A 26,423-nucleotide genomic window follows, 5' to 3' on the forward strand; every position below is an offset into this window, starting at 1 on the left:
ACGTATAAGTACCTTTATCCTCTGATTTAGTTGCAATCTATTTCTATCTCAAAAAGAACAGCGTATATTGTTTTAAAACACATCTTTAGCCTGTTTTATGACTTCAAAAAAAACCAGTGATGCGGGCATCTTTTTATGGATGGTTTATCAAACCATGCAAAAGATGAATTTAGATGCCGCTGCCATCTTTGCGCGTGTTCATTTACCCGATCAGCCACCTGATAAGTTTGTCCGTCGTGACAACGCCACACAGCAACGCTTTTGGCAAGCCGCAGAACAAATTAGTCATGATCCCGATATTGGTTTACATGTTGGGCACAATGTTCCACCCTTTCGTGGACAAGTGATTGAATATCTTTTTCTCAGTAGTGCAACATTTGGGGAAGGCCTCAAACGAACCATTCGATATCAGGCCTTACTCACTGATGCCATGTCATTTAACTTAGAAATGATAAATGAACATAGAGTGATGATTTCAGGGCTCAATCATCCTGTTCGACACTATTTGGAATGTGCGATTGGTATTTTGCTTAATTTCTTTAAATATATTAGTGACGGAACTTTTACGCCGACTGAAATTGGCCTGCCATATCTAGACGGAGCGGATCAAGAGGAATACCAGAAAATCTGGGGATGTCCTGTCAAACTCGGGCAAGATAATGGCTATATTTGCTTTGATTCAGCACAATTAACGACGCCCTCTGCTGCTCATGAACCAGAACTGTTAAAAGTACATGAACATCATGCCGCCTCACAGCTTGAGCTATTAAACAGACACCAGCTTATAAACGAAATCGAAAAAATCTTGGCCAGTGGTTTATTAGAGTCTGGTGAATTTGATCAGAACATCATTGCCGAACATTTAGGACGTAGCGCTCGTAGCTTAAGAGCAGATTTACAACTATTAAATACCCGCTATGAAAAAGTCATTGCCCATTATCGTGAACGTCTTGCTCGTCGCTTACTTTCTCAAACCGAAGAAAGCATCGACCAGATTGTTTATCTGACTGGTTTTTCTGAACCCTCAGCATTTTCCAGAGCATTTAAACGCTGGACTGGTGAGACCCCAAGCGCATATCGACAGCGTAAACAGACGTAAATTGATTGGATAGGCAGCTTAAAACTGTCAGATCAGTCAAAACTTTTAGCCCTTCTCTTTTTAAAATCCGATCTATGTTAGACGAGGTAATCCAAGCATGATCGGTTTTCCAGTAGGTGTTTTTGTTGCAAATGGTATGGAGTGGTATTTCCACAAAGTCTGGTTACACGAATTTCCAAGCAAAAATAGAAACAGTCCGTTCTTTACCCATATTGCACATCACAAACGTGCTCGCTTAAATGGCTTTCATGATGAAGGCTATGCAGAGTCGATGTTTAAAAACTCTGAAATGTACAATGAAAAATCAGCGCTCATCGGCTTAGCTGCCGCATCCACCATTTTTCTACCGGTTGCGCCGTTCTTTACCGCAGGTCTGTACTACGGCATTTGGAATTATTGGAAGGTACATGCCAAATCACATCTCGATCCAGAGTTCGCTAAAAAACGAATTCCTTGGCACTATGATCATCACATGACCAGCAATCAAAATGCCAATTGGAGTGTGACTAAGCCATGGTTTGATTACATTATGGGAACGCGGGTAATGACCGATGAATCGGTAACAGAAACCAATCCATTGGCGATCAACATGCCGAAATGGCTAGAAAAAAGAGTGAATCGCGTAGCACGCCGTCTCTTACCAAAAGCCTATGCTCAAATTGATGCCAATACACAATTTGATCAACAGAATTTACGCCAAGGGATTGAGGTCGCGTTATAAATACGTTGAAGTAGAAGATTAATTCAAACCGAGTTATGCATGACTCGGTTTTTTGTGGCAAAGCTAATGCGAGCTGGTTTTAGACAGTAAATTAAGAATCAACACACCACTCATAATCAAGACTATCCCAATTATTCCCCAAATATCCAATTTTTGGTCAAATACAAACCAAGCCACAGTCGTAATCAAAACAATCCCAACGCCAGACCAAATCGCATAAGCAACGCCTACAGGAATCGTTTTTAAGGTTAGAGACAAGCAGTAAAATGCAATCACATAACCCACTACAACCACGATGGAAGCAACTGGTTTGGTAAAACCTTCACTACTTTTTAAGGCAGAGGTTGCGATCACTTCTGCAGTAATCGCAATGAATAAAATTATCCAATTGTTCATTTACTCATCCCCTTCAATTAAACAGAATTTGCTTAGCAGAAAAAAACACCCTTTGTAGAAGGGTGTTTTTAACATTTACGACAATAGACGAAGCAGGCAATTAAGCCGATTTCTTCGCCATATTGTTTTTACGGATCGTAATCATCAGTAACTGTACCGCAGCTGGTGTAACACCAGGAATACGACTTGCTTGCGCTAAGGTTTCAGGGCGAACCGTGTTTAACTTTAATGTGATCTCACGTGACAAACCCGAAATACCCTCATATTCAAAATCAGCAGGAATTCGGGTTTCTTCAAGACGTTTTAATTGTGCAACATCTTCATGCTGGCGATTAATATAGCCTTCGTATTTCACCGCGATTTCAATCTGCTCACCCACATGCTCAGACACTTCTGAACCTGTTAATTCAGCAATTTGGCTAAAATTGATATTTGGACGTTTCAGTAAATCGATCGCACTACATTCTTTACTGAGATCTGCACCTGTCATTTCAACGAACTTTTTACCCATTGGGTTATTTGGTGCAGCCCACAAATGTTGTAAACGAGAAGTTTCACGCTCAACCGCTTCCATTTTTTCGCTATATGCAGCCCAACGCTCATCATCAACTAGGCCAAGTTCACGACCAATTGACGTTAAACGCTGATCGGCATTGTCTTCACGTAACATCAAACGGTATTCCGCACGTGAAGTAAACATACGATACGGTTCTTTAGTACCCAAAGTGATTAGATCGTCGACCAAAACACCCATATAAGCTTGATCACGTTTTGGTGTCCACTCTTCTTGTTCCCACGCACGGCGTGCAGCATTCAAACCTGCAAGCAAGCCCTGTGCCCCCGCCTCTTCATAACCCGTGGTACCGTTGATTTGACCAGCAAAGTACAAGTTTTGAATAGCCTTGGTTTCAAGTGTGAATTTCAACGCTTGTGGATTGAAATAATCATATTCAATCGCATAGCCTGGACGCAAGATATGCGCATTTTCCATACCACGAATTGAACGAACCAAATTGAACTGCACGTCAAATGGCAATGAAGTCGAAATGCCGTTTGGATAAAGCTCATGGGTATCTAAGCCTTCTGGCTCCAAGAACACTTGATGTGAATCTTTATCGGCAAAACGATGGATCTTATCTTCAATTGATGGGCAATACCGTGGGCCAACACCTTCGATCACACCGGTATACATTGGTGAACGATCTAAACCGCCACGAATAATTTCATGGGTTTTTTCACTGGTATGCGTGATATAGCAATTCACTTGTTCAGGGTGCATAGATGCATCACCCATAAACGACATCACTGGCGATGGGAAATCACCCGGTTGTGGTGTCATGACAGAAAAATCAACTGTGCGTGCATCAATACGAGGCGGAGTACCTGTCTTTAAACGCCCAACGGGTAATTTAAGTTCACGTAACCGATGCGCTAAAGCAATTGATGGTGGATCACCTGCACGACCACCACTTGAATTTTGTAAGCCGACATGAATCACCCCACCCAAGAAAGTTCCTGTCGTCAATACTACCGTCTTGGTATCAAAACGGATACCCATTTGGGTCACAACACCTTTAACAGTATCGCCTTCAACAATTAAGTCGTCTGCAGCTTGCTGGAAAATATCCAAGTTCGCTTGATTTTCTAAAGTATCGCGAATCGCTGCTTTATAACGTACACGGTCCGCTTGCGCACGTGTTGCACGCACAGCTGCACCTTTACGAGAATTTAGAATACGGAATTGAATACCACCTTTATCCGCTGCGAGTGCCATTGCACCACCGAGTGCATCGATCTCGCGGACAAGATGTGATTTACCAATACCACCAATCGCTGGGTTACAGCTCATCTGCCCCAAAGTTTCAATGTTATGCGTTAACAATAATGTTTGTCTTCCCATACGTGCCGCAGCAAGTGCTGCTTCCGTACCAGCGTGACCGCCGCCAATTACGATAACGTCGTAAACTTTAGGATAGTGCATAGTGGTAAATGTGTATTCAAAAAATGACAGAGCATTATACAGGAGTTTTGCATTAAATTGCCAAAAACAGTCAAGATTGTTGAGGCTTGCAAGCCCCTGTTCTGACTACAGAACATACAAAAAGAAACCTTATGTTGCATTTTCCTCTTAGACTGCACACAGCGATTCATCACTATTAACTTGAACACCACTGTTTTATCTGCCCAGTTTCTTATCCTAAAAAGTGTATAAAAAATACTTTAGGACAATGATATGAACTCAAAGCTTTTATTTTCATCTCTAATTTGTAGTCTATGTTTTAGCGTAGCTGCGCATGCAGATACCAAAGCAAGCCAAGACCAACAGGCCAAGAAATATCAACAGGTCTGTAAAGGCAAAAAACAAGGTGATCCAGTTTCATTTGCATTTAAAGGCGTTGTTTTCAATGGTTCATGTGAGCCTAATGAAGCTGGTAAGTTAGCATTCCAACCACCAACACCTGCATCTAATGCTGCCGTTGAGACTCAAAGTCGTCTCTCAGAAACGCAATCGGCACCTCGCCCAGTCAGTAGTGCACCAGCAGACAATAGCACTGCACCTATGGAATCACCCGCTATCGCTCCTGCACCACCAGTAGCACCTGATGTCGAACAGACTGCACCTTAATGCATAAATGATATAAAAGAAGGCCTAATTTGGCCTTCTTTTATATAAAAACAATATAATAGATTGCATGAGGACAAAATATTTCATCTTAAAATTGTAATCTGTCTACTTTATAATCCCTTTAACAAGCACGAATCCATTACAATAAGCACAAATACATTTATTTAGGTTTTCCTGTGAACTGGCTACAAATTCATATTACTGTTGATCAAAACCAAGTCGAACTGACCGAAACATTACTCCTGTCATTAGGCGCGGTGAGCGTAACTTTAGATGATGCTGAAGACCAAGCCTTACTTGAGCCATTGCCAGGTGAAACGCCACTTTGGAATAAAGTCATCGTCACGGGGATTTATCAACAAGAAGAAGATGATCCAATTGATGTCGATACTTTAGAAGCCTTCTTAAAAGCACAACTTCCAGATGTACCAATGCGCCATGAATACTTGGAAAACCAAGTGTGGGAACGTGCTTGGATGGATTATTATGAACCGATTCAAATTGGTGAAAAATACTGGATCGTACCAGAATGGTTAGAACCACCTGAAGCTGATGCAACCAATATTAAGCTAGATCCAGGCCTTGCCTTCGGTACTGGAAACCATGCAAGTACCTTCTTATGCTTACAATGGCTAGGTAAAACTGATGTTAAAGACAAAGTTGTGATCGACTATGGTTGTGGCTCAGGCATCTTAGGTGTTGCGGCTTTATTACTCGGCGCTAAAAAAGTTTATGCGACTGATATTGACCCACAAGCGGTACTTGCGACAAAACAAAATGCAGAATTAAATGGTGTACTGGATCGTCTTTCTGTAGGATTACCCGAAGAGTTTGATCAAGAATTTAAATCACAACAAGCAGATGTCCTTGTCGCCAATATTTTAGCGGCACCATTAATGGCACTTGCGCCTGAATTCTCAACTTTAATAAAAAATGAGGGCGAGTTCGCACTTGCTGGTGTAATCGAAGAGCAAGTTGCTGATGTTTCTAGTGTTTACTCACAGTTTTTTGATATATTAGAGATCGAAAAGCGTGAAGAAAACTGGTGTCGCATTTCGGGAAAACGTAAAACAACAATTTGAGAACATTGTTACTTATGAGTGAAAAACAAACCCGCTGCCCTAAATGTTCAACTGTGTACAAAGTGACCCTTTCACAACTCAGTGTTGCACAGGGTATGGTTTGTTGTCCGAAATGTGTCATTAACTTTAATGCATTAACCAACTTATTAGAAACAGATAGTGAAGCGATTCCGACACCTGTCAATCGCTCACTTTTTTCTTCAATTCAACCTGACAGCTCGTTTGCAGAAAAACAAATGCAGATTTTGAGCATCTTTGATCAGAAAATTGAAAACTCAAATATTGATTTATTGACCTATCTCAACAACCTCAATTATTTCAATACCGAACCTGTTACTGCCCTACCTAATTTAAATCTGTCTGAAGATACTTTACAAATTGACCATGAGAATAATAATGATAAACAACATGGTTGGCTGTATTACACGCTTTGGGGGCTCGGTAATATTGCTTTAATTTTAGTATTTGCTTTTCAGATTTTATGGTTCAACCCAAAACTGATGCATGAAAGCCCAGCCTTGAATCAGATGTTTAATTATGCTTGCGGCATTTTCTCGTGCAAAACCAGTGATGAACAATATAAATATCTTAGTTTTGAAAAAGTAAAAATTAAACGTGGAGAAAAAGATGCTACTGTTTTTTCAGGTGTACTTCTAAATCATAATGAGAACAGCGTGGCACTGCCTCCTATTAAAGTCGTGCTCAAACAAAACGACGAAGCCGTTTTTAACGTAATGCTCAAACCACAAGATTATTTAGTTGACAGTTTGAAAACGATTCAACGCATTCCAACCAACAGCCCTTTTCGCTTCGAATTTACCCTTCCAAAAAGTAAAAATAGCTTCAATGACTATAGTTTAGAATTTGTACAGCCCTAAAAGCTCAAAAAAGTGACAAAAAAACAAAAAAAAGTGCAGTTAATTTGCTCACTTTTTCGCTGACAGTGGTATGATACGCGCCACGAATGCTTGACCTACTTACTCCTCGTAATTTATAGACAATAAAATCGTTAAACGAACTGTGCTTTTACCCAATAAGCGCATTGTTGGTTTTTTTGTTTTTAAAAGTAGGCGGTAACAAATATTTAACTATTGTTACGCTTATTTTTTACACAGCTCGAGGATTTGTGGCAAGCTAATAGTCCTTTTGTTTTAGAGTCACTGTTTTAGGATCTAAAACGGGGCTCAGTAATTTAGACCACATTTATATCACTTTACCCAAGTGATATTTTGATATTTCGGATTAACACGCATGAATAGCAAATCTCCTATTTTTACGGCTCAATCTGATGTCGCTCTTCGCATCCATGTAGATCGCGCAGTTCGTCATTATTTTGCACAATTGCAAGGTGAGCAACCATCTCAAGTTTATGACATGGTTTTAGCAGAAATGGAGAAACCTCTTTTATCTGTGGTCTTAGAATATACTCGCGGTAATCAAACACGTGCCGCTGAGATTTTAGGCCTTAACCGCGGAACTTTACGCAAAAAGTTAAAAGCTCACGGTTTAATGAGTGAATAATTGATAAAATGCTCACGTTCTCGTGGGCATTTTTTTTGCCTTTTATTTTTAATCTGTAGACTTCAAACTGTTGACTAAAATCATGACTATCAAACGTGCTTTAATCTCTGTATCTGATAAAACCGGAATCGTTGAATTCGCTCAAAATCTTGTAGCTCTAGGGGTAGAAATTTTATCTACGGGCGGTACATATAAGTTGCTTAAAGACAACAATATCGCCGTAGTAGAGGTTTCTGAACATACAGGTTTTCCTGAAATGATGGATGGTCGTGTAAAAACATTACATCCAAAAATTCATGGAGGCATCTTAGCGCGTCGTGGTCTGGACGAAGCAGTGATGCAAGAACACAACATCGATCCGATTGATCTAGTGATTGTAAACCTGTATCCATTTGCAGCAACAGTAGCAAAACCGAACTGTTCACTTGCAGATGCAATCGAGAATATCGACATCGGTGGTCCAACGATGGTTCGTGCCGCTGCAAAGAACCATGCTTCAGTAGGCATTATCGTGAATGCAGCTGACTACGACACAGTCGTTGCTGAATTAAAAGCAAATGGTGCGCTTTCTTACGAAACTCGTTTCGACTTAGCGGTAAAAGCATTTGAGCACACTGCACAATACGATGGCATGATCGCATCTTATTTAGGCGCACGCGTTGGCAAAACTGAAGGCGAAGCGGATCTGTTCCCACGTACCTTCAATACCCAACTGAATAAAGCACAAGATTTACGTTATGGTGAAAATCCACACCAAAACGCAGCTTTCTATGTTGAAGCGACTGCTCAAGAAGCATCTGTTTCTACTGCGAAACAATTACAAGGCAAAGAACTTTCTTACAACAATATTGCAGACACCGATGCAGCGCTTGAATGTGTGAAATCATTTGCGAAGCCCGCTTGTGTCATCGTTAAACATGCAAACCCTTGTGGCGTTGCTGTTTCATTGGACGGCATTAAAGCAGCTTATGATCTTGCTTATGCAACCGATCCTGAATCTGCTTTCGGTGGCATCATTGCATTCAACCGTGAATTGGACACTACGACTGCACAAGCGATTGTAGATCGTCAATTTGTTGAAGTGATTATTGCACCAAGCATTGCGGATGGTGTACTTGAAATCACCGGTGCGAAAAAAAATGTACGTGTGTTGGTATGTGGTGAGCTTCCAGCAATTGACGCTCGTGCAGCACAGCTTGACTATAAGCGCGTGAATGGCGGCTTATTGGTTCAAGACCAAGACCTAGGCATGATCACTAAAGATGATCTTAAAGTTGTGACCAAGCGTGCACCAACTGAGCAAGAAATTGATGATTTGATCTTTGCTTGGAAAGTTGCGAAATATGTGAAATCAAATGCAATCGTTTATGCCAAAAACCGTCAAACGATTGGTGTAGGTGCTGGTCAAATGAGCCGCGTCAACTCAGCACGTATTGCAGCGATTAAAGCGGAGCATGCTGGTTTAGTGGTTGAAGGAGCTGTGATGGCATCCGATGCCTTCTTCCCTTTCCGTGATGGTATTGATAATGCGGCTAAGGCTGGTATTAAATGTATTATCCAACCAGGCGGTTCAATGCGCGACGAAGAAACCATTGCAGCAGCGGATGAAGCTGGTATTGCCATGGTGTTCACAGGCATGCGTCACTTCCGTCACTAATACTACTTTAAAAATTCCGTCTTATTTACCTCCCTCTAAATCTCCCTCCTAAAAGGAGGGAGACTACACCAATATCAATATGGGTTCCCTGTCCTCTTAGGAGATGAGGAACGATTGTAGTTCCGCAAGGGAGAGGTTAAGAGGGACTTTTTTATTCTGAACAGGTATATTCTTAGATACTGAAAAAGGGAAATAACTTAATAATGAATATTTTAGTTTTGGGTAGCGGTGGCCGTGAACATGCACTTGCATGGAAAATCGCACAAGATGCAAAAGTCACTCAAGTGTTCGTTGCACCGGGTAATGCAGGGACAGCAACTGAAGACAAATGTAAAAATGTTGAGCTCGATATTTTAGACAATCCAGCGATTATTGAATTTGCCAAGGCAAATGATGTTGCTTTGGTCATTGTGGGTCCAGAAGCACCATTAGTGAATGGTGTGGTGGATGCAGCACGTGAAGCAGGCTTAAAAATCTGGGGACCAACCCAGTATGCTGCACAGCTTGAAGGCTCTAAAGCATTTGCCAAGCACTTCTTAAAGCGTCATAACATTCCGACGGCTTTTTATGATGTATTTACTGAAGTTGCTGCGGCTAAAGCCTATGTTGAACAACACGGTGCACCAATCGTAATTAAAGCAGATGGTCTAGCTGCAGGTAAAGGCGTGATCGTAGCAATGACCAACGAAGAAGCCTTTGCTGCGATTGACGATATGCTTGCAGGCAACAAATTTGGTGATGCAGGCTCACGTGTAGTGATTGAGCAGTTCCTTGCGGGTGAAGAAGCTAGCTTTATTTGTATGATCGATGGCAACAACATCTTGCCAATGGCCACCTCACAAGATCACAAACGTATTTTTGAAGGCGATGAAGGACCAAATACAGGTGGTATGGGAGCTTACTCTCCTGCACCAGTGGTAACGGCAGAAGTCTTTGAACGTGTCATGAAAGAAGTGATGCGCCCTACGGTTGATGGTATGGCTGCAGATGGTCATGTTTATACAGGTTTCTTATACGCTGGCTTAATGATTGATGAACAAGGTCAACCGCGTGTAATCGAATTCAACTGTCGTTTTGGTGACCCTGAAACCCAACCAATCATGATGCGTTTAAAATCATCTTTGGTTGATTTAGTGGAAGCAGGTATTGCAGGTAATTTACCAAGCGAAGCTGAATGGGATGAACGTAAATCGATTGGTATCGTGCTGGCCGCTGGCGGTTATCCTGAAACGGTTCGCAAAGGCGATGTGATTTCAGGTCTTGGTCAATCTCCAGAAGACACCAAGATTTTCCATGCAGGTACGGCAATGAGCACAGATGGTCATGTCATTACTGCTGGTGGTCGCGTACTTTGTGTGACTGCACTGGGTGATACTGTGCTAGAAGCGCAAATCAATGCCTTAGAAGTTTGTGGTCAAGTCACATTTACGGGGATGCAATACCGTAGTGACATCGGTTACCGTGCCATTGCACGAGAAAAAGCTGAATAAGCTTTGTTGAGCAAAAAAGCCTTCTTCGGAAGGCTTTTTTATTCCATAAACCGCATAAATATGAATTCTATATTCATTATTTAAATATAAAATTCAGAAAAATATATATTTATTATTCAATTGATTCCTCTCTCTATATTTTTGGAAAAATTCATAAAACTATCATTTATTTATATTTACTTAGACCATAATTATCTTCTAGCAAGTAGGTTATTAAGCTTCAAAGTACAAGCTGTTCCACTATAACCGCCCATAAATTGTTGCTATGATTGCCGAAATTTTAGATGTTGTTTTTATGTTAACTGTATATTCTTTTTCATTATTTTTAAATGTCTAGAATATTGAACCTAACAAAACAAATTGCAGCTAAATCCAAATTTGATTTGAAAATGAGATGAACAGTTGGTTCCTATCTGTATATACTGAATCGGAACATGAATATTCATCTACTTTTCGGATGTTGTAGATCTATCACACTTGTTCAAACTTTAAGAATAATTCAGGGATTGTTTTGAGTGCGATGTCAATTTACAACATACAAACCTATTGCAATCATTAATGCTAGAGAAATGATGATTTTCTCGCCATTTTTCCGATTAGGATTTATACATGAAAAAGCTGATTAGTCTTTTTTTAAGTGTATCTGTGTTATTACTTGCGGCATGCAGTAAACAACCAGATACCGCATCTACCGAACAAAAAGGTGATGCTGCTGCATTACAAACCGTTGTAATCGCTTCTACAGGTTCAGACGCTGATATTTGGCGTTATATCGCAACATTACCAGAAACTAAAGCCGCTGGACTTAAACTCGAAATCAAGAACTTCACAGACTACGTTGCAATGAACACTGCAGCCGCAAATAAAGAAGTTGATTTGAATGCATTCCAATCTTACGCTTACCTTGTCGCATTCAATGCTGCAAATAAAGACAAGATTGCACCTGTTTCAACCACTTATTTAGAGCCAATGGGTATTTACTCAAGTAAAGTGAAAAAGGTTGAAGAGTTTGCTGAAGGTGCAACCATTGCGATTCCAAATGATGGTGCAAACGAATCACGTGCATTATTACTTTTACAAAGTGCTGGCTTGATCAAGTTAAAAGCTGACTTCGATCCAGTCAAAGGCACGCCTGCTGATATTATTGAAAACAGCAAAAAAATCGTGATCAAACCAATTCAAATGGCAACAGCAGTTCGTGTTAAAGACGAAGTTGATGCAATTTTATTGGGTAACACGCTTGCGATGGAAGGCGGTTTAAACGTACTTAAAGACGCAATCTTCTATGAACCAGTGGACCAAAGCACTAAATTAAACGTAAACGTATTAGCAACTGCAGAATCTCGTAAAGATGATCCTGTGTTACAAAAAGTTGGCGCGCTTTATCATACTGAAGCAGTGAAGCAATATGTTCAAGAACACTTTGCTGGTACGAAAGTTGACGTGAACAAACCAACAAGCTACCTCACAGAAGCAAATTCGTAATATAATGCTCTCAAATAAAACAGGCAAAGTGATTTTGCCTGTTTTTTCTTTTCTGCCATAGTACTGACGAACATGATCCAATTTAAAAACATTTCGAAACACTATCAGTTGAAAGGTCAAACGATCAATGCACTGGACCAGATCAATTTAGAGATCCCGGACGGTAGTATCTTTGGCATTATCGGCTATAGTGGTGCAGGTAAAAGTACGCTGATCCGTTTGATTAATTTGCTTGAACGCCCGACGCAGGGGCAAGTCATTATCAATCAAAAAGACTTTACTGCTATGGACGCGCGAACACTTCGTCAAGAACGTGCAAATATTGGCATGATCTTTCAGCACTTCAATCTCCTTCAGACTAAAACCGTGTCTGAAAATATTGAAATGCCACTTAAATTACTTGGGCATAGCAAAGCTGAACGTGAAAAACGTCTGGCTGAACTACTTGAGTTTATCGATCTTAAACATAAAAAAGATGCCTACCCTGATGAGCTTTCAGGGGGGCAAAAACAACGTGTTGGTATCGCACGTGCGCTGGCAAATCATCCCAAGATTTTACTCTGCGATGAAGCAACTTCTGCCCTTGATCCACAGACCACAAAATCTGTTTTAGCACTATTAAAAAAGATTAATAAAGAACAGAACATTACTATTGTGATGGTCACCCATGAAATGGATGTCATCGAATCAGTATGTGATTATGTGGCGGTCATGGAGTCAGGTCATGTGATTGAAACTGGCCCGACACTGGATATTTTCAGTCAGCCACAGCATCCAACCACCAAAACCTTTATTCAAACGGTATTGCAACAACAGTTGCCGATCAATATTCTGAATAATCTTGAGCATAAGCATCACAATAGCATCTATAGCTTGCAGTTCTTAGGTACATCAGCACAAGAAACTGTGATTCAGGCAGCGATTAAGCAGTTTGATATCAGTTTGAATATCCTATTTGCCAACATGACCGAAATTAATGGCACGGTGATTGGCCAAATGTTTATCCAACTGCTAGGCGACCCGCTTATGATCCAAGAAACGGTAAAGTTCCTTGAGCTTCAAGGTGTGAAAGTTGAACAGTCTGGAGTGGTTAGCCAATGAGAGATTTAATTGTACAATGGCTGACTCAAATCACAGCACCATTTTGGCATAGTTCACTTTCAATTGACCAGTTTGTTACCGCCCTGCAAGAAACCTTTCAAATGGTGTTCTTTTCTCTGCTGTTTGGCTGTATTTGGGGACTTATCCAAGGCATTACCTTAGTGGTTACCCGCACAGGTGGTATTTTACAAAATCGCGCGATTTATTATTTCCTCAATCCGATTGTGAATGCACTGCGTTCCCTTCCCTTCATTATTCTGCTGATTGCCGTTATTCCACTGACCAAAATGCTGGTTGGCACTTCAATTGGAACATGGGCAGCGATTGTGCCTTTGACTATTTATGTGGGCCCATACTTAGGTCGTTTAATTGAAACTTCGTTACTTGAAGTGAATGAAGGCATTGTCGAATCCGCTCAAGCAATGGGTGCTTCACCTTGGCAAATTATCTTTAAATTTATTATCCCTGAAGCACGTAGCTCTCTGATTCTGAATTTAACTACGGGTACGATCTCGCTCATCGGTGCAACTGCAATGGCAGGTGCTGTTGGTGCTGGTGGTATTGGTGACTTGGCAATTTCTTATGGTTACCAACGTTTCGACACCAGTGTGGTGATTTTAACGGTCATCGTGTTATTACTGTTGGTTCAGATGGTACAAATGCTCGGTGATTGGTTAGCAAAACTGCGATAGAAAAAATAGAAAAAACGCTCAGCTGAGCGTTTTTTTATGTCTTGTATTTTTACTTAAGGAAAATAGATTTCATTCGCCGCTTTAAAAGTATTGACATGCAATGGCACTAAATCATCCAATGCTTGATATCCTCCAGCCAAAACGAACAGTATTGGAATCTTCATTTTCTTGGCCATCTCAAAGACAATTCTGTCACGTTCAAATAATAACTCAGTGCTAAACCATTTAGAGCCGTATTTATCATGTTGATGGCAGTCCATGCCTGCTTGATAAATAATTAAATCTGTATCCCAACGCGAAGCATATTGGAATGCCTCAAAGATCGCTTCACGATATAAATCGAAATTACCTTGTTTGGGGTGAATATAACGGGTCAAACTGCGCTCACTAGCCTTACAGCCAAAACGAATGCCAAAAATTCCAAAATTAATCAGATTGGTCATACGATTGGTGAAAATAGCTGTGCCATCTCCACCATGTTGATCACAATCCAAAACAAAGATTCGTTTTTCAGGATATTGCTTAGCAACCAGCGCTAAGCCATTAAAGGTACAATAGGCTGCACCAGATTCATAACTGGCATGATGAAAACCTTGAGCAATATTTGCTGCAATCCCCTCATTCAAAGCAATTTCAGCTCCAACTAACTGTCCAGCCTGAACCGATAAAATTGCATCTCTCAGTTGTTCATTCCACGGCTTAAATCCTTGTATGGTGGCAAATGCTGACTGTCCCGATAAAAACGCCTCCACATACTGTGGATTATGCAATTTCTTTAACAGCTCAACATCAATACTGCCAGGATCGATCAGTTCAGCCATCTGTTGAGCACGTAATACATCCGCAACAGCAGTGAGTTTTTCCATACTATTGGTATGCGTTCGTGCAAAATAGCGTGGAGAGTAACAGGCTTTTAGCATGGATGTCCTACGTAAATCTGATCACGCGCAATTTCCATCAGCTGACTCAATTCGGTTGTATCAGGTCTAAATAATCCATTGTCGACCTGTTGTTTAAAGTGATATCCAAATGCCCGAGCACGATTTTCAGGTGACACAGCCAAAGTTGTTAAACGTAAAAACCAAAAACCATTCATCTCGGCAATCGGGATCACATAGCCTTTATATTGCTTATTTTTATGCTTCTCGAGTTGCTCGATTTCATAATGTGTTGAAAACAGACTTCCGGCAGGTAAACGAACACCATTCATCATTAAGGGAACTAAGCTGATGCAAGAGTGGTTATCCCCCATATTTAACTTTTCCATCATGATGGGTTGATCATGCTCATCCACAAAAATATTGATTTCGCCCTGCCTTAATAAACGGTGGTGTGCAATACGCAAGAAGAATTTTTCTGCCATTGGACAAGAGCCGACCTTAGGCTTTTCCTCTAAAGCCTGACACTCAATCATGCCAATCTGCTGTGCTTTTTGCGGCAGAATAATATCGCTAAGAAGCTGACAAATCAGCTGACTTTCTTCAAGTTCTGCATATTGATGAATGGTTCTTAACTTGGCTTGAAACTCAACTTCCTGCTGTAAGCTCTGTGCAAAACTTTCTTGTGGATTTATACGCTGCAAGCATTGCTGGACGTTTAAATTGGTATCCAAATTACGCCATGTTTCTAACTCTAAACCATAAGATGAGCTTTGATTAAGAATATTACGCAAAGCTTTGGTCTCGTATTCTTCAAAAATACGCAAATCCTGAAACCCGATTGGATCCCGAACTTGAGAAACAAACTCTGCAATAACACGCGTCGCCTGCGTATAACCGCAACCCCGACGTTCAGTCTGATGACTAAAATGCTCATTCAGCATTTCTGTAAGTTTGGCAGAGAGCGGATATAAATACTTTTTAAAGATAACGACCACTTCATGATCGATCAGCTCAGACATAACGCCCCCTCTTGTTCTTCAGATTTATCACTTTTCACTCATCGCAAAAGATCTGTATTTCTCTTTTTAAATTTAATCATTGAAATTATTTAACTTTACTTCAATATTTTTATACGACTAAAGATAAATCATTAACTTATAAAACTTTTATCACATCTTTATTGAAAAAATAACACTTGTCAACGATTAAGATATCTATTGAAAGTGGCTGTCAAAATCTGCCCGATAAAGTCATTATTCAGCCCTATAAATCAGTAGGAATTTTGCACTGAACTGCATTTGCACTTACACTACAAATAGGCACTTATATGAGTACCCAAACCGTAATAACCTCACGAAACAAAGCTTTAGGATTCGGCTATGCATTATAAGATTCATGCAATTGACGTAAAAAATGCCTTAAAAAACTATATTTGGTTATTGGAAGATACAGATACACAAGAAGTCGTTGCCATTGACCCCACTGAAGCTGGTTTAGTTACTGATTTCTGTGAGCAGCATGGTCTACAACTTAAACAAATCTGGCTGACGCACTGGCACCGTGATCACACTGGCGGTGTTGAGGGTTTACTCGCCGATCAGAATATAATGGTCTACGGTCCGCGTGATGAGTTGAGTAAAATTTCACTCATCTCCAGCCCTTTGCAAAATGACGATCATTTTCATTTTAATGACCTCAAAGTTGAAATTATTGCGACGCCTGGTCATACCCTTGGCCATATTACTTATTTTATTGAAAAAATTGAAACGCTGTTTAGCGGTGACACCTTATTTGCAATGGGCTGTGGTCGTCTATTTGAAGGTACAGCGGAGCAAATGTATCACTCATTGAATCGGTTGGCTGCGTTACCTATTCAGACCAAAGTATACTGCACCCATGAATACACACTTGCCAATGCTGAATTCGCTTTAACTGTTGAACCAAATAATGTCGCGCTGCAAGAGCGCATGCAACAAGTCAAAGCACTAAGAGAAGCAGATCAAATTACCCTTCCAAGTACGATCGAATTAGAGCTTGAAACCAATCCCTTCCTGCGGACTGAAAGTGCAGAAGAGTTTGCCCGAATTCGTAGTCTGAAAGATCAATTTTGATTAAATCCCATCGCTTCGACTGATTCATTTTCTACTTTCACAGCAAAGTAGAAAATGAAATCATTTTTTACATTTGCTTCAAGAATATTTTCCCTAAAACTTGATTTTCACCACATTTATAAAAAATATTTTTTATAGTAAATTCAACAAACTAACAAAAACACAGATAAGATTCTATCTATAAAAATTACGCTAAATTTACATTACTTACATGTGGAAAAATAAATCTATGCAATCCCCCTTTAAAAAAATTTAACTGACCCTTATTAATAAATACATGTTCACAAGGAGATCTGTCATGAAAAACAGAGTTGTTAAAGCAAAAAACGTATTGGCTTTCCGTATTTGGTTAGAAAAATTAGGATATTCGGTTAAAAATCTGACAGATAACCGCGGTTTCACATTTAGCTTCAAAAAAGAATATGGTTTAGTCACAGGCGATTTATCTGGCAATGCTTTAGCAATGCAACTGGGTGAAGAGTTTGAAGATCATTTAAAAGCCTAATGGCAAATTTCCCTAGATATCAGGGTTTCAAAGGGATTTGGAATCCTTGATTGATGCTCATAAAAATAATTAAGACGTATCTCTCATTTAATCCTTCATTTTCTAACCATTTCAAACAAAATCCTAGGGTCTGCTGATGTTTCACAGATACTTGCGCCAGAGGATATTTTTTAGACGACACAAGGCGGGTTTTGCGTAACTTAGTATTCTAAGTAAGCGAAACGTAACGTGGTAGCGGCAAAAAATATCCCTGTCCCAAAGGGTTATTGGCTAAAACTTCCCTAAACTGTGTTATGAAACTTGACAAGGGGTCCGCCATTGCCAGCGTTTCATGCCTTGTTTATGTCGTTTTAACCAATAACGCAATGTATGGATGAAACTTCAGCAGCCCCTCTTGGAACAAACGCAATTTCCAAGTATCATTATGCCCAGTCGAGGGATGCTGCGACAATTGATCGGCACTAAAGATCAATTTGCCAGGCTCGACGATCGGTTAGACACTCGTTTTAACCAACAACGGCATCCGCGAACAGAATGATCCATACTATTTTTTCTAGGAGATCCTGATGAACGCGGTGAATGCTTCATTTACAGATTATAAAGTTGCTGATATTTCCCTTGCTGACTATGGTCGTAAAGAGATCAAACTTGCTGAAGCAGAAATGCCAGCTTTGATCGGTTTACGTAAACGTTATTCAGCAGCTAAACCACTTGCTGGCGCAAAAATCTTGGGTTGTATCCATATGACAATCCAAACCGCTGTTTTAATCGAAACTTTAGTTGAACTCGGTGCAGAGGTGCGTTGGACTTCTTGCAATATCTTCTCTACTCAAGACCATGCTGCAGCTGCAATTGCTGCAAGCGGTGTTCCTGTATTCGCGTGGAAAGGCGAAACTGAAGAAGAATATGTGTGGTGCTTAGAACAGCAAATCAATGTCAACGGTCAGCCTTGGGATGCCAACATGATCTTGGACGATGGCGGTGACTTAACTGCTCTTGTTCATGACAAATACCCTGCGCTTTTAGAACGTATCCACGGTATTACTGAAGAAACAACAACAGGTGTACAACGTCTGTTGGAAATGTGGAAAGACGGTTCGCTTAAAGTACCAGCGATCAACGTGAACGATTCGATCACTAAATCGAAGAATGACAACAAATACGGTTGCCGCCATTCATTAAATGATGCCATCAAACGTGCAACTGACATGTTACTTTCTGGCCGTCGTGCACTAGTCATTGGTTATGGCGATGTTGGTAAAGGTTCTGCGCAATCTTTACGTCAAGAAGGCATGATCGTTCGTGTAACTGAAGTTGATCCAATCTGTGCAATGCAAGCATGTATGGATGGATACGAAGTCGTATCTCCATATAAAAATGGCGTACAAACTGGCAAAAAAGAAGATATTAACCAAGACTTATTAGGCAATACTGATCTTGTTGTCACGACAACTGGTAACTACCATGTATGTGATTCTGCAATGTTAGATAGCTTAAAAGCGGGTGCTGTAGTGTGTAACATCGGTCACTTTGATACAGAGATCGACACTGCATACTTACGTGGTTACAAGTGGGTTGAAGTGAAGCCACAAGTACACCAAGTGTATCGTTCAGAAGACGAAAACAACTACCTCATCCTTCTTTCTGAAGGTCGTTTAGTGAATCTTGGTAATGCAACAGGCCACCCATCACGTGTGATGGACGGTTCTTTCGCTAACCAAGTGTTAGGTCAAATGCATTTATTTGCTGAAAAATTTGCTGACTTACCTGCTGAGCAAAAACAAGCAGCGATTCGCGTAGAAGTTCTTCCTAAAAAATTAGATGAAGAAGTTGCCGCTGCAATGGTCCTTGGCTTTGGTGGTGTGTTAACACAATTAACGCAAGTACAAGCAGATTACCTTGGCGTTCCTGTAGAAGGTCCGTTCAAATCTGACGCTTATAAATACTAAGAAAATCAGGGCAGACGTTTTACGGACTGCCCTTTTTTCTAAAATTCCAAGCGATTTTAAAAAGGATTTGAAATGACAAAACGTGTTCCTATTTCTTTTGAATTTTTCCCACCAAAAACTGATGCGGGCGCGGAAAAATTAAAAACTGTTCATCAAGAATTACAACGATTAAACCCAGAGTTTTTCTCGATTACCTATGGTGCAGGTGGCTCTACACGCGAACGTACTCTAGCTGCGATTAGTGACTTTAACGGCAAAGGTACACCAGTTGCGCCTCACCTTTCTTGTATTGGTGATGACAAAGCACGTATTGCTGAGCTCTTAGATTTATATAAATCTCAAGGGATTGATCGTATTGTCGCTTTACGTGGTGACTTACCATCAGGTCAGGTCGGTTTGGGCGAACTCCCTTATGCCCAAGACTTAGTTCGCTTTATCCGCGAGCATTCAGGCGATCATTTCCACATTGAAGTGGCTGCCTATCCTGAAATGCATCCACAAGCTGATACCTTTGATAGTGATATTCAACGTTTTGTTGAAAAAGTAAATGCAGGCGCGAATGCAGGTATTACTCAATTTTTCTTCAATCCAGATGCGTATTTCTATTTTATTGAACGTATTACTAAAGCTGGCGTGAATATTCCAGTTGCACCAGGTATCATGCCAATTACCAATGCAAGCAACCTGATCCGCTTTGCTGACGGAACAGGTGCAGAAATTCCACGTTGGATCCGCAAACAACTCGCAGCTTATGGCGATGACAGTGCAAGTATCAAAGCATTCGGTCACGAAGTGATTGTGAAACTTTGTGAACGTCTGATCGCAGGTGGCGCACCAACGCTGCATTTTTATTCAATGAACCAAACTGAACCGACTCGACAACTGGTTGTCGATCTTGGTTTAAACTAATTTGTACGAGCACAACCCAAGCATGAATCGTTTTTATATCGAAACCGAATTAAATACTGGCAACACCGTTGAATTAACCGAATCGGTATTTCATCACTGGGTACGTGTGCTACGTGCAAAAGAACAAGAACAAGCCATCTTTTTCAATGGAAAAGGTGGCGAATATATCGTAACACTGACTCAAATCAATAAGAAAAATGCCTTGGTTTCTGTTGATCAATTTGATCCAGCCGATCGTACAGCACCTTTCAACGTTGTTTTAGGTCAAGTGATGAGTAAAGGTGATCGCATGGATTATGCGATTCAAAAAGCCACTGAACTTGGTGTTACAACGATTCAACTCTTGACCAGTGAACGCTGTGAAATGCGTTTAAAATACGATCGTGACCAGAAAAAATTAGACCATTGGCAATCTGTGGCAATCGCCGCCTGTGAGCAATGTGGCATGAATCGAGTTCCTCAAGTTTTGCCACCCATCAGCTTAACTGAGTGGCTAAACTCGGAGTTACCGTCATCACGCTTTGTGCTGGCTCCAAACAAAGACCAAACGAATGTCCTACTTAACAGCCTACCAGACATTGCCCTACTGATAGGTCCAGAAGGTGGCCTGAGTGAAGCAGAAATTAATACTGCCAATCAACATCAATTTAAAAATTGGTGTATCGGAGACCGTGTTCTAAGAACTGAAACAGCCCCAGTAGTTGCTTTATCTATTTTAAATTATCACTTTGCATAGAAGTAATGTCGTGACATTGCTTTCTGCTATGTTTAGCGTTAATTTAAAATAAAACGTTGCTGTGTTTACAAAAAAACAAAGACTGTGAATATAGATAAAAAATGAAAAGGATTATTCTTTGTATGTTAGGGGCTCAGGAAAAAAATTTGCCACAGTTTATCTACACAGATCAAATCGATTATCCAAATCATGTACGCTTATTTGTATTAAGTGTCTTCTGCATTTGTCTTTTAGATTACGCCCTATTTGGTATTTTTTATTCATTTGAATCAAATATTTTCACGACTTGGATGAGCATTACCCTCATCCTTTTATTTAGCTTTACCTGTATCTGTCATTTTTTACTCAAACGCTACTCTTCAGTTCGTTATAGCAACCAGACCAACATCATTTTTCAAGTGATCTGTTTTTTTACTGGTTTACTGATCGGAGTCAATACAATTGTCATTAATCATTACTTGGCTGTCGATATTCCTCATTTGATTGGGTCACATATTTTGACCCTAACTGCGTTACTACTCACTGCATCTCATATCATTGCACTGACCTTTTTAACCCAACATATTCGCTATTTCTTCTTATTTTTTATTCCAAGTATTGCACCTTTAATCGCATCTCAAATTTTACATCGAGATCATGATCACACCCTATTCTACCTTGCATATTACTCTTCATTTTTCGCAACCGTACTCTGCGCGCAAGTCACCTATAAAATTCATAAACGCTTGGCCTTAGTTTTAGATAAAAATAAACAACTGATTGATGTCGCTGAGCAGCACAACCAATGGACTGAAGAATTGTGTCAGCAATTACAGCGTGAAGTGAATAAATCCAAAGATATTGAAGCGCAACTGCAATTCAATAATCACCTATTGGAACAAAAAGTGCGTGAGCGTACATTCGACTTGACGCAAATGAATGAAAGCTTAGAAGAACATCGTCAGAACTTAAGTTTTGCCCATGAAACCGCAGGCATTCGCCCTTGGGACTGGAATCTTGAAAGCCATACCGTTGGAGTCACCAATGCACATAGTCAAGCAGTCACGCGCAATTCTGAAAACCATTACACCCTCCTGCATAAAATCATCCATCCAGATGATATCGAGCGGGTAAAAAACACCTTATATAATCATTTATGTGGCCAAACCAAGCGTTATGAAGAAACCTTCAGAATTAAACGCCATAATGGTGAATGGACCTGGATTCATGATGTTGGTCAGGTGATTTTAAGGGATCCAAAAGATGACACCCCTTTACGAATGGTCGGTATTCACCGTGATATTAATCAGGAAAAGAAAGATCAGGAACGTTTAAAGCTTGCAGCCAGCGTATTTGAGCAGGCCTCAGAAGGTATTTTCATTTTAGATGAAAACTTTAACTATGTTGAAGTGAATCCTAAATATGAACAGCTCACAGGCCTTGATAAACAAGCAATCGTGAGTAAACAGTTATTTGAAATTACCAAACAAAATAAGCAGCATCATCATAATTTTCATTTATCAATTCTTGATACACTGCGTGAAGAACAGGAATATGAGGGTGAATTTCAAGAAACTTATATTTCTGAAAAATCTTGTTTTTTGTGGATTCATATCAATGCAGTGAAAGATGAACAAGAGCGTGTCATCAACTATATCGGTATTGTTTCAGATCAGACTGAACGTAAGCATCAAGAACAACGCTTATCCTATTTGACTAATTACGATACGCTCACCGATCTCCCTAACCGCTTTTATTATCAACAGCAGTTGCATCAATATTTGATCAATGAAGCGTCGATTCAGCATCTGGCTGTCATCCGTTTAAATATCGACCGCTTCCGTGCCTTGAATGAAATCATTAGCAATCAAGCGGGTAATGAGCTCCTCAAACAAGTGGCACAACGCTTACGTATTAGTAATATTGATGCGCTACTAGTCGCCCATTTAAGTGCAGATGACTTTGCGATTATTTATGAAATTTCACCACTACATCCACCGATTCACCAATTGTGTAACAACATCGTTGAAGCCTTTAGCAAACCTTTTTATCTGGCAGAGCAAGAATACTTTGTCAGTATCTCGATCGGTGTCGCCATTTATCCAGAACATGGCCGCCAAGTCGATAATTTAAATACCCATGCAGAACAGGCATTGACCGAAGCCAAGCGCTTAGGTGGTAACACCATTCGCTACTACTCCAATGAAAGAGCCAATTTTGTAGCCAAATACACTGATCTAGAACTTGATCTCAGAAAAGCCATTCAGAATAACGAGCTGGTTGTGTACTATCAGCCAAAAATTAATGCACATAATCACCAAATTAATGGTTTTGAAGCCCTAATCCGTTGGAAGCATCCAACGAAAGGTCTAATCATGCCAAGCATTTTCATTCCTTTAGCGGAAAGTACCAGTCTGATTTCTGATATTGGACAGCTAGTTTTACATGAAGCGGCTAAGCAACTGCAAACATGGCAAAAGCTTGGTTTTAACAATATCAATATTGCAGTCAATATCGTGGCACAGCAAATTTTACGCGGCCAACTACTGCATGATATTGATGCTGTGTTAAATACGTATGAGATCTCAGGAAAAAATCTCGAACTCGAAATTACTGAATCGGCCTTTATTGAAAACACTGACAGTGTCAAAACCGTGTTGTACGCCATTAAAGAACGTCAGATTTCAATCGCACTGGATGATTTCGGTACAGGCTACTCCTCTCTTGCTTACCTCACCGAATATCCAATTGACATTTTAAAAATTGATCGAGCTTTTATCTCGAAAATTGGTAATGCCAAACAAGATGCGATCGTTAATGCCATGATCGCCATGGGCAAGACCATTGGCTTAAAAGTTGTGGCTGAAGGCGTTGAAACCGAGCAGCAGTATGGGTATTTAAAACGACAAAATTGCGACATATTACAGGGTTACTTATTTTCACAACCGCTTACTGCCGCCCATGCGACAGAATATCTGCAAAAACAAAAGCAGCTGTCAACTGCAAGATATTCCATTTAAACGTGAATTTTAACCTTTTTTGCTGTTTATTTTTCACGGAATAGCAACTGTCAATAGGTATGCAGTTCAGTGAAAATAAGCTTTTTTGACTGTGCGAAAGCATGAACTAGTGCTATATTCTTGTGCACTTATCTTAATATCGTAATTAGACAGCTATATGTCTGATTATTATCGGAACAAACGAGACTCAGATGGACGATCAATCTTTAAAACAAGCCGCTTTGTATTACCATGAATTTCCAACCCCAGGAAAAATCAGTGTGACACCTAGCAAGCAGCTCGTTAACCAACGAGATTTAGCGCTTGCCTACTCACCTGGTGTTGCTGCGCCATGTTTGGAAATCGAACGTGACCCTTCTGCCGCTGCCAAATATACAGCGCGCGGTAATCTGGTTGCCGTCGTGAGTAATGGTACAGCCGTGCTTGGTTTGGGAAATATTGGTCCGCTCGCGTCTAAACCTGTAATGGAAGGTAAAGGCGTTCTGTTCAAAAAGTTCGCTGGTGTTGATGTCTTTGATATCGAGATTGATGAAAATGATCCAGACAAGATCGTAGATATCGTTGCTGCATTAGAGCCGACTTTTGGTGGTATCAACTTAGAAGATATCAAGGCGCCAGAATGTTTCTACATCGAGAAGAAACTTCGCGAACGCATGAAAATTCCTGTATTCCATGATGACCAACATGGGACCAGTATTATTGTCGGTTCAGCATTGCTGAATGCTTTACAACTGGTAAATAAAAAAATTGACGAAATTAAAATCGTTGCATCAGGTGCCGGTGCAGCAGCACTTTCATGCTTAGACTTGCTTTGCGCTTTAGGTGTGAATAAAGCCAATATCGTTGTTGCCGATTCTCGCGGTCTGCTCACTACATCACGTGAAGGTTTAGATGAATCGAAAAAGCGTTATGTACAAGACATTCAAGCAACACAATTGCATGAAGTGATGGCTGGTGCAGACATGTTCTTGGGTCTTTCAGCAGCAGGTATCTTAACCAAAGAAATGGTTAAGGAAATGGCTGAAAATCCAATTATTTTTGCACTTGCAAACCCAGATCCTGAAATTCTACCTGAACATGCGCACGAAGTACGTCCAGATGCAATCATGGCAACGGGTCGTTCAGACTATCCTAACCAAGTGAACAACGCACTTTGCTTCCCTTATATCTTCCGTGGTGCACTCGATGTTGGTGCAACCACCATTAATGAAGAAATGAAGATTGCCTGTGTACATGCAATTGCACGCATGGCACATGTTGAAGCGGATGCTGCAACCTATGGTGAAAAATCTGCGTCATTTGGCCGCGACTATTTGATCCCTCGTCCACTCGATCAACGCTTGATTTTGGAAATCGCACCAGCTGTTGCCAAAGCAGCAATGGACTCTGGCGTTGCGACTCGTCCAATTGAAGATTTCTCTGCATACCGTCAACGTCTTTCTGAGTTTGTGTATAACTCAGCATTCTTGATGAAACCAATCTTCTCTCAAGCGAAGACTGATCCGAAGCGTATTGCGTATGCTGAAGGTGAAGATCAACGTGTATTACGTGCTGTTCAAATTGTTGTTGATGAAGGCTTAGCGAAACCAATTCTAATTGGTCGTACTGCCGTGATTGAAGACAATATTCGAAAATTAGGTTTACGCTTACAGCATGGCGTGAACATTGAGATCGTCGATCAGGAAAAGAATCCTTCGTATGATGATTTCTGGAAAGAATACCATCAAATCATGCAACGCAAAGGCGTAACAGTTGAATATGCACAACGTGAAGCACGTCGCCGCTCAACACTCATCGCAGCAATGTTGGTTAAATTTGGCAAAGCCGATGGTATGTTATGTGGTACCTACTCAAGCTATGACATTCATTTAGATTTCGTGAAAAACGTCATTGGCTTAAAAGAAGGTCGCAGCACGTTCTTTACGCTGAATGCATTGATGCTTGAAGATCGCAATTTATTTATTGCAGATACTTATGTAAATACCAATCCAACTGCGACTCAACTTGCTGAAATGACGATTTTAGCGGCCGAAGAAGTTCGTCGTTTCGGGATTACACCACGTGTTGCCCTGCTTTCTCATTCAAGCTTCGGTAGTGACCAAACCGATGCAAGCGCTCAAAAAATGCGTGAAGTCTATCGCCTACTTTCAGAGCAAGCACCTGAGTTAGAAGTTGAAGGTGAAATGCATGGTGATGCAGCATTGGATGAAAATATTCGTCATTTTGCATTCCCGAACTCACGCTTCAAAGGTTCGGCAAACTTGTTGATTATGCCTAACTTAGATTCAGCCAATATTTCATTCAACTTGTTAAAAGCAACTTCAGGTAATAATGTGACCATTGGTCCTATTTTATTAGGTGCTGCAAAACCTGTTCATATTCTGACACCTACAGCAACGACGCGTCGTTTGGTGAATATGACTGCATTAACGGTTGCCGAAATTCAGCAAAGTCAAAACTAAG

Annotated in this window: 22 protein-coding genes; 18 read left to right on the forward strand and 4 right to left on the reverse strand. The window is 40.5% G+C overall.

From position 1 onward, the window contains the following. Positions 1–97: 97 nt before the first annotated feature. Both B2727_RS02730 and B2727_RS02735 read left to right on the forward strand, forming a co-directional pair. The gene (locus B2727_RS02730) at positions 98–1,099 is read left to right on the forward strand and encodes an AraC family transcriptional regulator (protein ID WP_291347811.1); all 1,002 of its coding nucleotides are present in this window, start codon (positions 98–100) and stop codon (positions 1,097–1,099) included. Between the two features lie 97 nt (positions 1,100–1,196). Continuing rightward, entirely contained in the window at positions 1,197–1,820 is a 624-nt protein-coding gene (locus tag B2727_RS02735) for a sterol desaturase family protein (RefSeq protein ID WP_241345134.1), read from the forward strand. Positions 1,821–1,883: 63 nt separating this feature from the next. Here the strand turns inward: B2727_RS02735 and B2727_RS02740 are convergent, their stop codons facing one another. Beyond that, a complete protein-coding gene (locus tag B2727_RS02740; protein ID WP_005204777.1) occupies positions 1,884–2,216 on the reverse strand; it encodes a DMT family transporter in 333 nt (110 codons plus the stop codon). A 100-nt stretch (positions 2,217–2,316) separates the two neighbouring features. After that, positions 2,317–4,197, reverse strand: a complete 1,881-nt coding sequence (mnmG, locus tag B2727_RS02745; protein WP_033133654.1) for a tRNA uridine-5-carboxymethylaminomethyl(34) synthesis enzyme MnmG — start codon at positions 4,195–4,197, stop codon at positions 2,317–2,319. Positions 4,198–4,449: 252 nt separating this feature from the next. Here mnmG and B2727_RS02750 point away from each other — a divergent pair, with 252 nt between their 5' ends. From B2727_RS02750 to B2727_RS02790, 9 genes are all read left to right on the forward strand, one after another. Next, on the forward strand, positions 4,450–4,842 hold the full coding sequence (locus B2727_RS02750; protein ID WP_005204781.1) for a hypothetical protein: 393 nt from the start codon (positions 4,450–4,452) through the stop codon (positions 4,840–4,842). Positions 4,843–5,018: 176 nt separating this feature from the next. Next, positions 5,019–5,924, forward strand: coding sequence for a 50S ribosomal protein L11 methyltransferase (gene prmA / locus B2727_RS02755; RefSeq protein ID WP_033133653.1), 906 nt, complete (start codon positions 5,019–5,021; stop codon positions 5,922–5,924). 14 nt (positions 5,925–5,938) lie between these two features. Then, positions 5,939–6,802: a DUF3426 domain-containing protein gene (locus B2727_RS02760; protein ID WP_033133652.1), complete on the forward strand. Its 864-nt coding sequence runs from the start codon at positions 5,939–5,941 to the stop codon at positions 6,800–6,802. Positions 6,803–7,175: 373 nt separating this feature from the next. Beyond that, positions 7,176–7,445 (forward strand): DNA-binding transcriptional regulator Fis, encoded by a 270-nt coding sequence (fis, locus tag B2727_RS02765; protein WP_001086304.1) that lies wholly within the window; start codon positions 7,176–7,178, stop codon positions 7,443–7,445. Between the two features lie 82 nt (positions 7,446–7,527). Then, the gene (gene purH, locus B2727_RS02770; protein ID WP_033133651.1) at positions 7,528–9,102 is read left to right on the forward strand and encodes a bifunctional phosphoribosylaminoimidazolecarboxamide formyltransferase/IMP cyclohydrolase; all 1,575 of its coding nucleotides are present in this window, start codon (positions 7,528–7,530) and stop codon (positions 9,100–9,102) included. A gap of 203 nt (positions 9,103–9,305) precedes the next feature. Beyond that, positions 9,306–10,592, forward strand: a complete 1,287-nt coding sequence (gene purD, locus B2727_RS02775) for a phosphoribosylamine--glycine ligase (protein ID WP_033133650.1) — start codon at positions 9,306–9,308, stop codon at positions 10,590–10,592. Positions 10,593–11,201: 609 nt separating this feature from the next. Next, positions 11,202–12,077 carry a MetQ/NlpA family ABC transporter substrate-binding protein gene (locus B2727_RS02780; protein ID WP_033133649.1) on the forward strand — a complete coding sequence of 292 codons (876 nt, stop codon included), beginning with the start codon at positions 11,202–11,204 and terminating at the stop codon, positions 12,075–12,077. Between the two features lie 72 nt (positions 12,078–12,149). Beyond that, on the forward strand, positions 12,150–13,178 hold the full coding sequence (locus B2727_RS02785; RefSeq protein ID WP_033133648.1) for a methionine ABC transporter ATP-binding protein: 1,029 nt from the start codon (positions 12,150–12,152) through the stop codon (positions 13,176–13,178). Next, the gene (locus B2727_RS02790; RefSeq protein WP_033133647.1) at positions 13,175–13,870 is read left to right on the forward strand and encodes a methionine ABC transporter permease; all 696 of its coding nucleotides are present in this window, start codon (positions 13,175–13,177) and stop codon (positions 13,868–13,870) included. Before B2727_RS02785 ends, B2727_RS02790 begins: the two co-directional genes overlap by 4 nt. Positions 13,871–13,923: 53 nt before the next feature. Here B2727_RS02790 and B2727_RS02795 read toward each other — a convergent pair whose 3' ends face one another. Both B2727_RS02795 and B2727_RS02800 read right to left on the reverse strand, forming a co-directional pair. Further along, positions 13,924–14,790 carry a histone deacetylase gene (locus B2727_RS02795; protein ID WP_033133646.1) on the reverse strand — a complete coding sequence of 289 codons (867 nt, stop codon included), beginning with the start codon at positions 14,788–14,790 and terminating at the stop codon, positions 13,924–13,926. After that, positions 14,784–15,770, reverse strand: coding sequence for a hypothetical protein (locus tag B2727_RS02800; RefSeq protein ID WP_033133645.1), 987 nt, complete (start codon positions 15,768–15,770; stop codon positions 14,784–14,786). Before B2727_RS02800 ends, B2727_RS02795 begins: the two co-directional genes overlap by 7 nt. A gap of 360 nt (positions 15,771–16,130) precedes the next feature. On the opposite strand from B2727_RS02800, the gene gloB reads away from it, so the two are divergent. The 7 genes from gloB to B2727_RS02835 all read left to right on the forward strand — a co-directional run bounded on the left by gloB (position 16,131) and on the right by B2727_RS02835 (position 26,422). Next, positions 16,131–16,862 (forward strand): hydroxyacylglutathione hydrolase, encoded by a 732-nt coding sequence (gloB, locus tag B2727_RS02805; RefSeq protein ID WP_033133644.1) that lies wholly within the window; start codon positions 16,131–16,133, stop codon positions 16,860–16,862. Between the two features lie 298 nt (positions 16,863–17,160). Then, a complete protein-coding gene (locus B2727_RS02810) occupies positions 17,161–17,367 on the forward strand; it encodes a hypothetical protein (protein ID WP_004771531.1) in 207 nt (68 codons plus the stop codon). A gap of 566 nt (positions 17,368–17,933) precedes the next feature. After that, entirely contained in the window at positions 17,934–19,316 is a 1,383-nt protein-coding gene (gene ahcY / locus B2727_RS02815) for an adenosylhomocysteinase (protein WP_005189859.1), read from the forward strand. Between the two features lie 72 nt (positions 19,317–19,388). Further along, positions 19,389–20,225, forward strand: coding sequence for a methylenetetrahydrofolate reductase [NAD(P)H] (gene metF, locus B2727_RS02820; protein WP_033133643.1), 837 nt, complete (start codon positions 19,389–19,391; stop codon positions 20,223–20,225). Positions 20,226–20,247: 22 nt separating this feature from the next. After that, a complete protein-coding gene (locus B2727_RS02825) occupies positions 20,248–20,961 on the forward strand; it encodes a 16S rRNA (uracil(1498)-N(3))-methyltransferase (protein ID WP_004805905.1) in 714 nt (237 codons plus the stop codon). A 122-nt stretch (positions 20,962–21,083) separates the two neighbouring features. After that, complete coding sequence (locus B2727_RS02830; protein ID WP_033133642.1) at positions 21,084–23,960, forward strand: bifunctional diguanylate cyclase/phosphodiesterase; 2,877 nt, start codon at positions 21,084–21,086, stop codon at positions 23,958–23,960. A 191-nt stretch (positions 23,961–24,151) separates the two neighbouring features. Then, the gene (locus B2727_RS02835; protein WP_005204811.1) at positions 24,152–26,422 is read left to right on the forward strand and encodes an NADP-dependent malic enzyme; all 2,271 of its coding nucleotides are present in this window, start codon (positions 24,152–24,154) and stop codon (positions 26,420–26,422) included. Position 26,423 lies beyond the last annotated feature (1 nt).

This window comes from Acinetobacter sp. UBA991 (assembly GCF_002292065.1).
In the GTDB taxonomy this organism is placed as follows: Bacteria; Pseudomonadota; Gammaproteobacteria; order Pseudomonadales; family Moraxellaceae; genus Acinetobacter; species Acinetobacter higginsii.

Excerpts from the sequence above, each read along its gene's own strand:
- B2727_RS02730 (WP_291347811.1), top strand. The coding sequence starts at position 98 with ATGACTTCAAAAAAAACCAGTGATGCGGGCATCTTTTTATGGATGGTT.
- B2727_RS02735 (WP_241345134.1), top strand. The coding sequence starts at position 1,197 with ATGATCGGTTTTCCAGTAGGTGTTTTTGTTGCAAATGGTATGGAGTGG.
- B2727_RS02740 (WP_005204777.1), bottom strand. The coding sequence starts at position 2,216 with ATGAACAATTGGATAATTTTATTCATTGCGATTACTGCAGAAGTGATC.
- mnmG (WP_033133654.1), bottom strand. The coding sequence starts at position 4,197 with ATGCACTATCCTAAAGTTTACGACGTTATCGTAATTGGCGGCGGTCAC.
- B2727_RS02750 (WP_005204781.1), top strand. The coding sequence starts at position 4,450 with ATGAACTCAAAGCTTTTATTTTCATCTCTAATTTGTAGTCTATGTTTT.
- B2727_RS02760 (WP_033133652.1), top strand. The coding sequence starts at position 5,939 with ATGAGTGAAAAACAAACCCGCTGCCCTAAATGTTCAACTGTGTACAAA.
- fis (WP_001086304.1), top strand. The coding sequence starts at position 7,176 with ATGAATAGCAAATCTCCTATTTTTACGGCTCAATCTGATGTCGCTCTT.
- purH (WP_033133651.1), top strand. The coding sequence starts at position 7,528 with ATGACTATCAAACGTGCTTTAATCTCTGTATCTGATAAAACCGGAATC.
- purD (WP_033133650.1), top strand. The coding sequence starts at position 9,306 with ATGAATATTTTAGTTTTGGGTAGCGGTGGCCGTGAACATGCACTTGCA.
- B2727_RS02780 (WP_033133649.1), top strand. The coding sequence starts at position 11,202 with ATGAAAAAGCTGATTAGTCTTTTTTTAAGTGTATCTGTGTTATTACTT.
- B2727_RS02785 (WP_033133648.1), top strand. The coding sequence starts at position 12,150 with ATGATCCAATTTAAAAACATTTCGAAACACTATCAGTTGAAAGGTCAA.
- B2727_RS02790 (WP_033133647.1), top strand. The coding sequence starts at position 13,175 with ATGAGAGATTTAATTGTACAATGGCTGACTCAAATCACAGCACCATTT.
- B2727_RS02795 (WP_033133646.1), bottom strand. The coding sequence starts at position 14,790 with ATGCTAAAAGCCTGTTACTCTCCACGCTATTTTGCACGAACGCATACC.
- B2727_RS02800 (WP_033133645.1), bottom strand. The coding sequence starts at position 15,770 with ATGTCTGAGCTGATCGATCATGAAGTGGTCGTTATCTTTAAAAAGTAT.
- gloB (WP_033133644.1), top strand. The coding sequence starts at position 16,131 with ATGCATTATAAGATTCATGCAATTGACGTAAAAAATGCCTTAAAAAAC.
- B2727_RS02810 (WP_004771531.1), top strand. The coding sequence starts at position 17,161 with ATGAAAAACAGAGTTGTTAAAGCAAAAAACGTATTGGCTTTCCGTATT.
- ahcY (WP_005189859.1), top strand. The coding sequence starts at position 17,934 with ATGAACGCGGTGAATGCTTCATTTACAGATTATAAAGTTGCTGATATT.
- metF (WP_033133643.1), top strand. The coding sequence starts at position 19,389 with ATGACAAAACGTGTTCCTATTTCTTTTGAATTTTTCCCACCAAAAACT.
- B2727_RS02825 (WP_004805905.1), top strand. The coding sequence starts at position 20,248 with ATGAATCGTTTTTATATCGAAACCGAATTAAATACTGGCAACACCGTT.
- B2727_RS02830 (WP_033133642.1), top strand. The coding sequence starts at position 21,084 with ATGTTAGGGGCTCAGGAAAAAAATTTGCCACAGTTTATCTACACAGAT.
- B2727_RS02835 (WP_005204811.1), top strand. The coding sequence starts at position 24,152 with ATGGACGATCAATCTTTAAAACAAGCCGCTTTGTATTACCATGAATTT.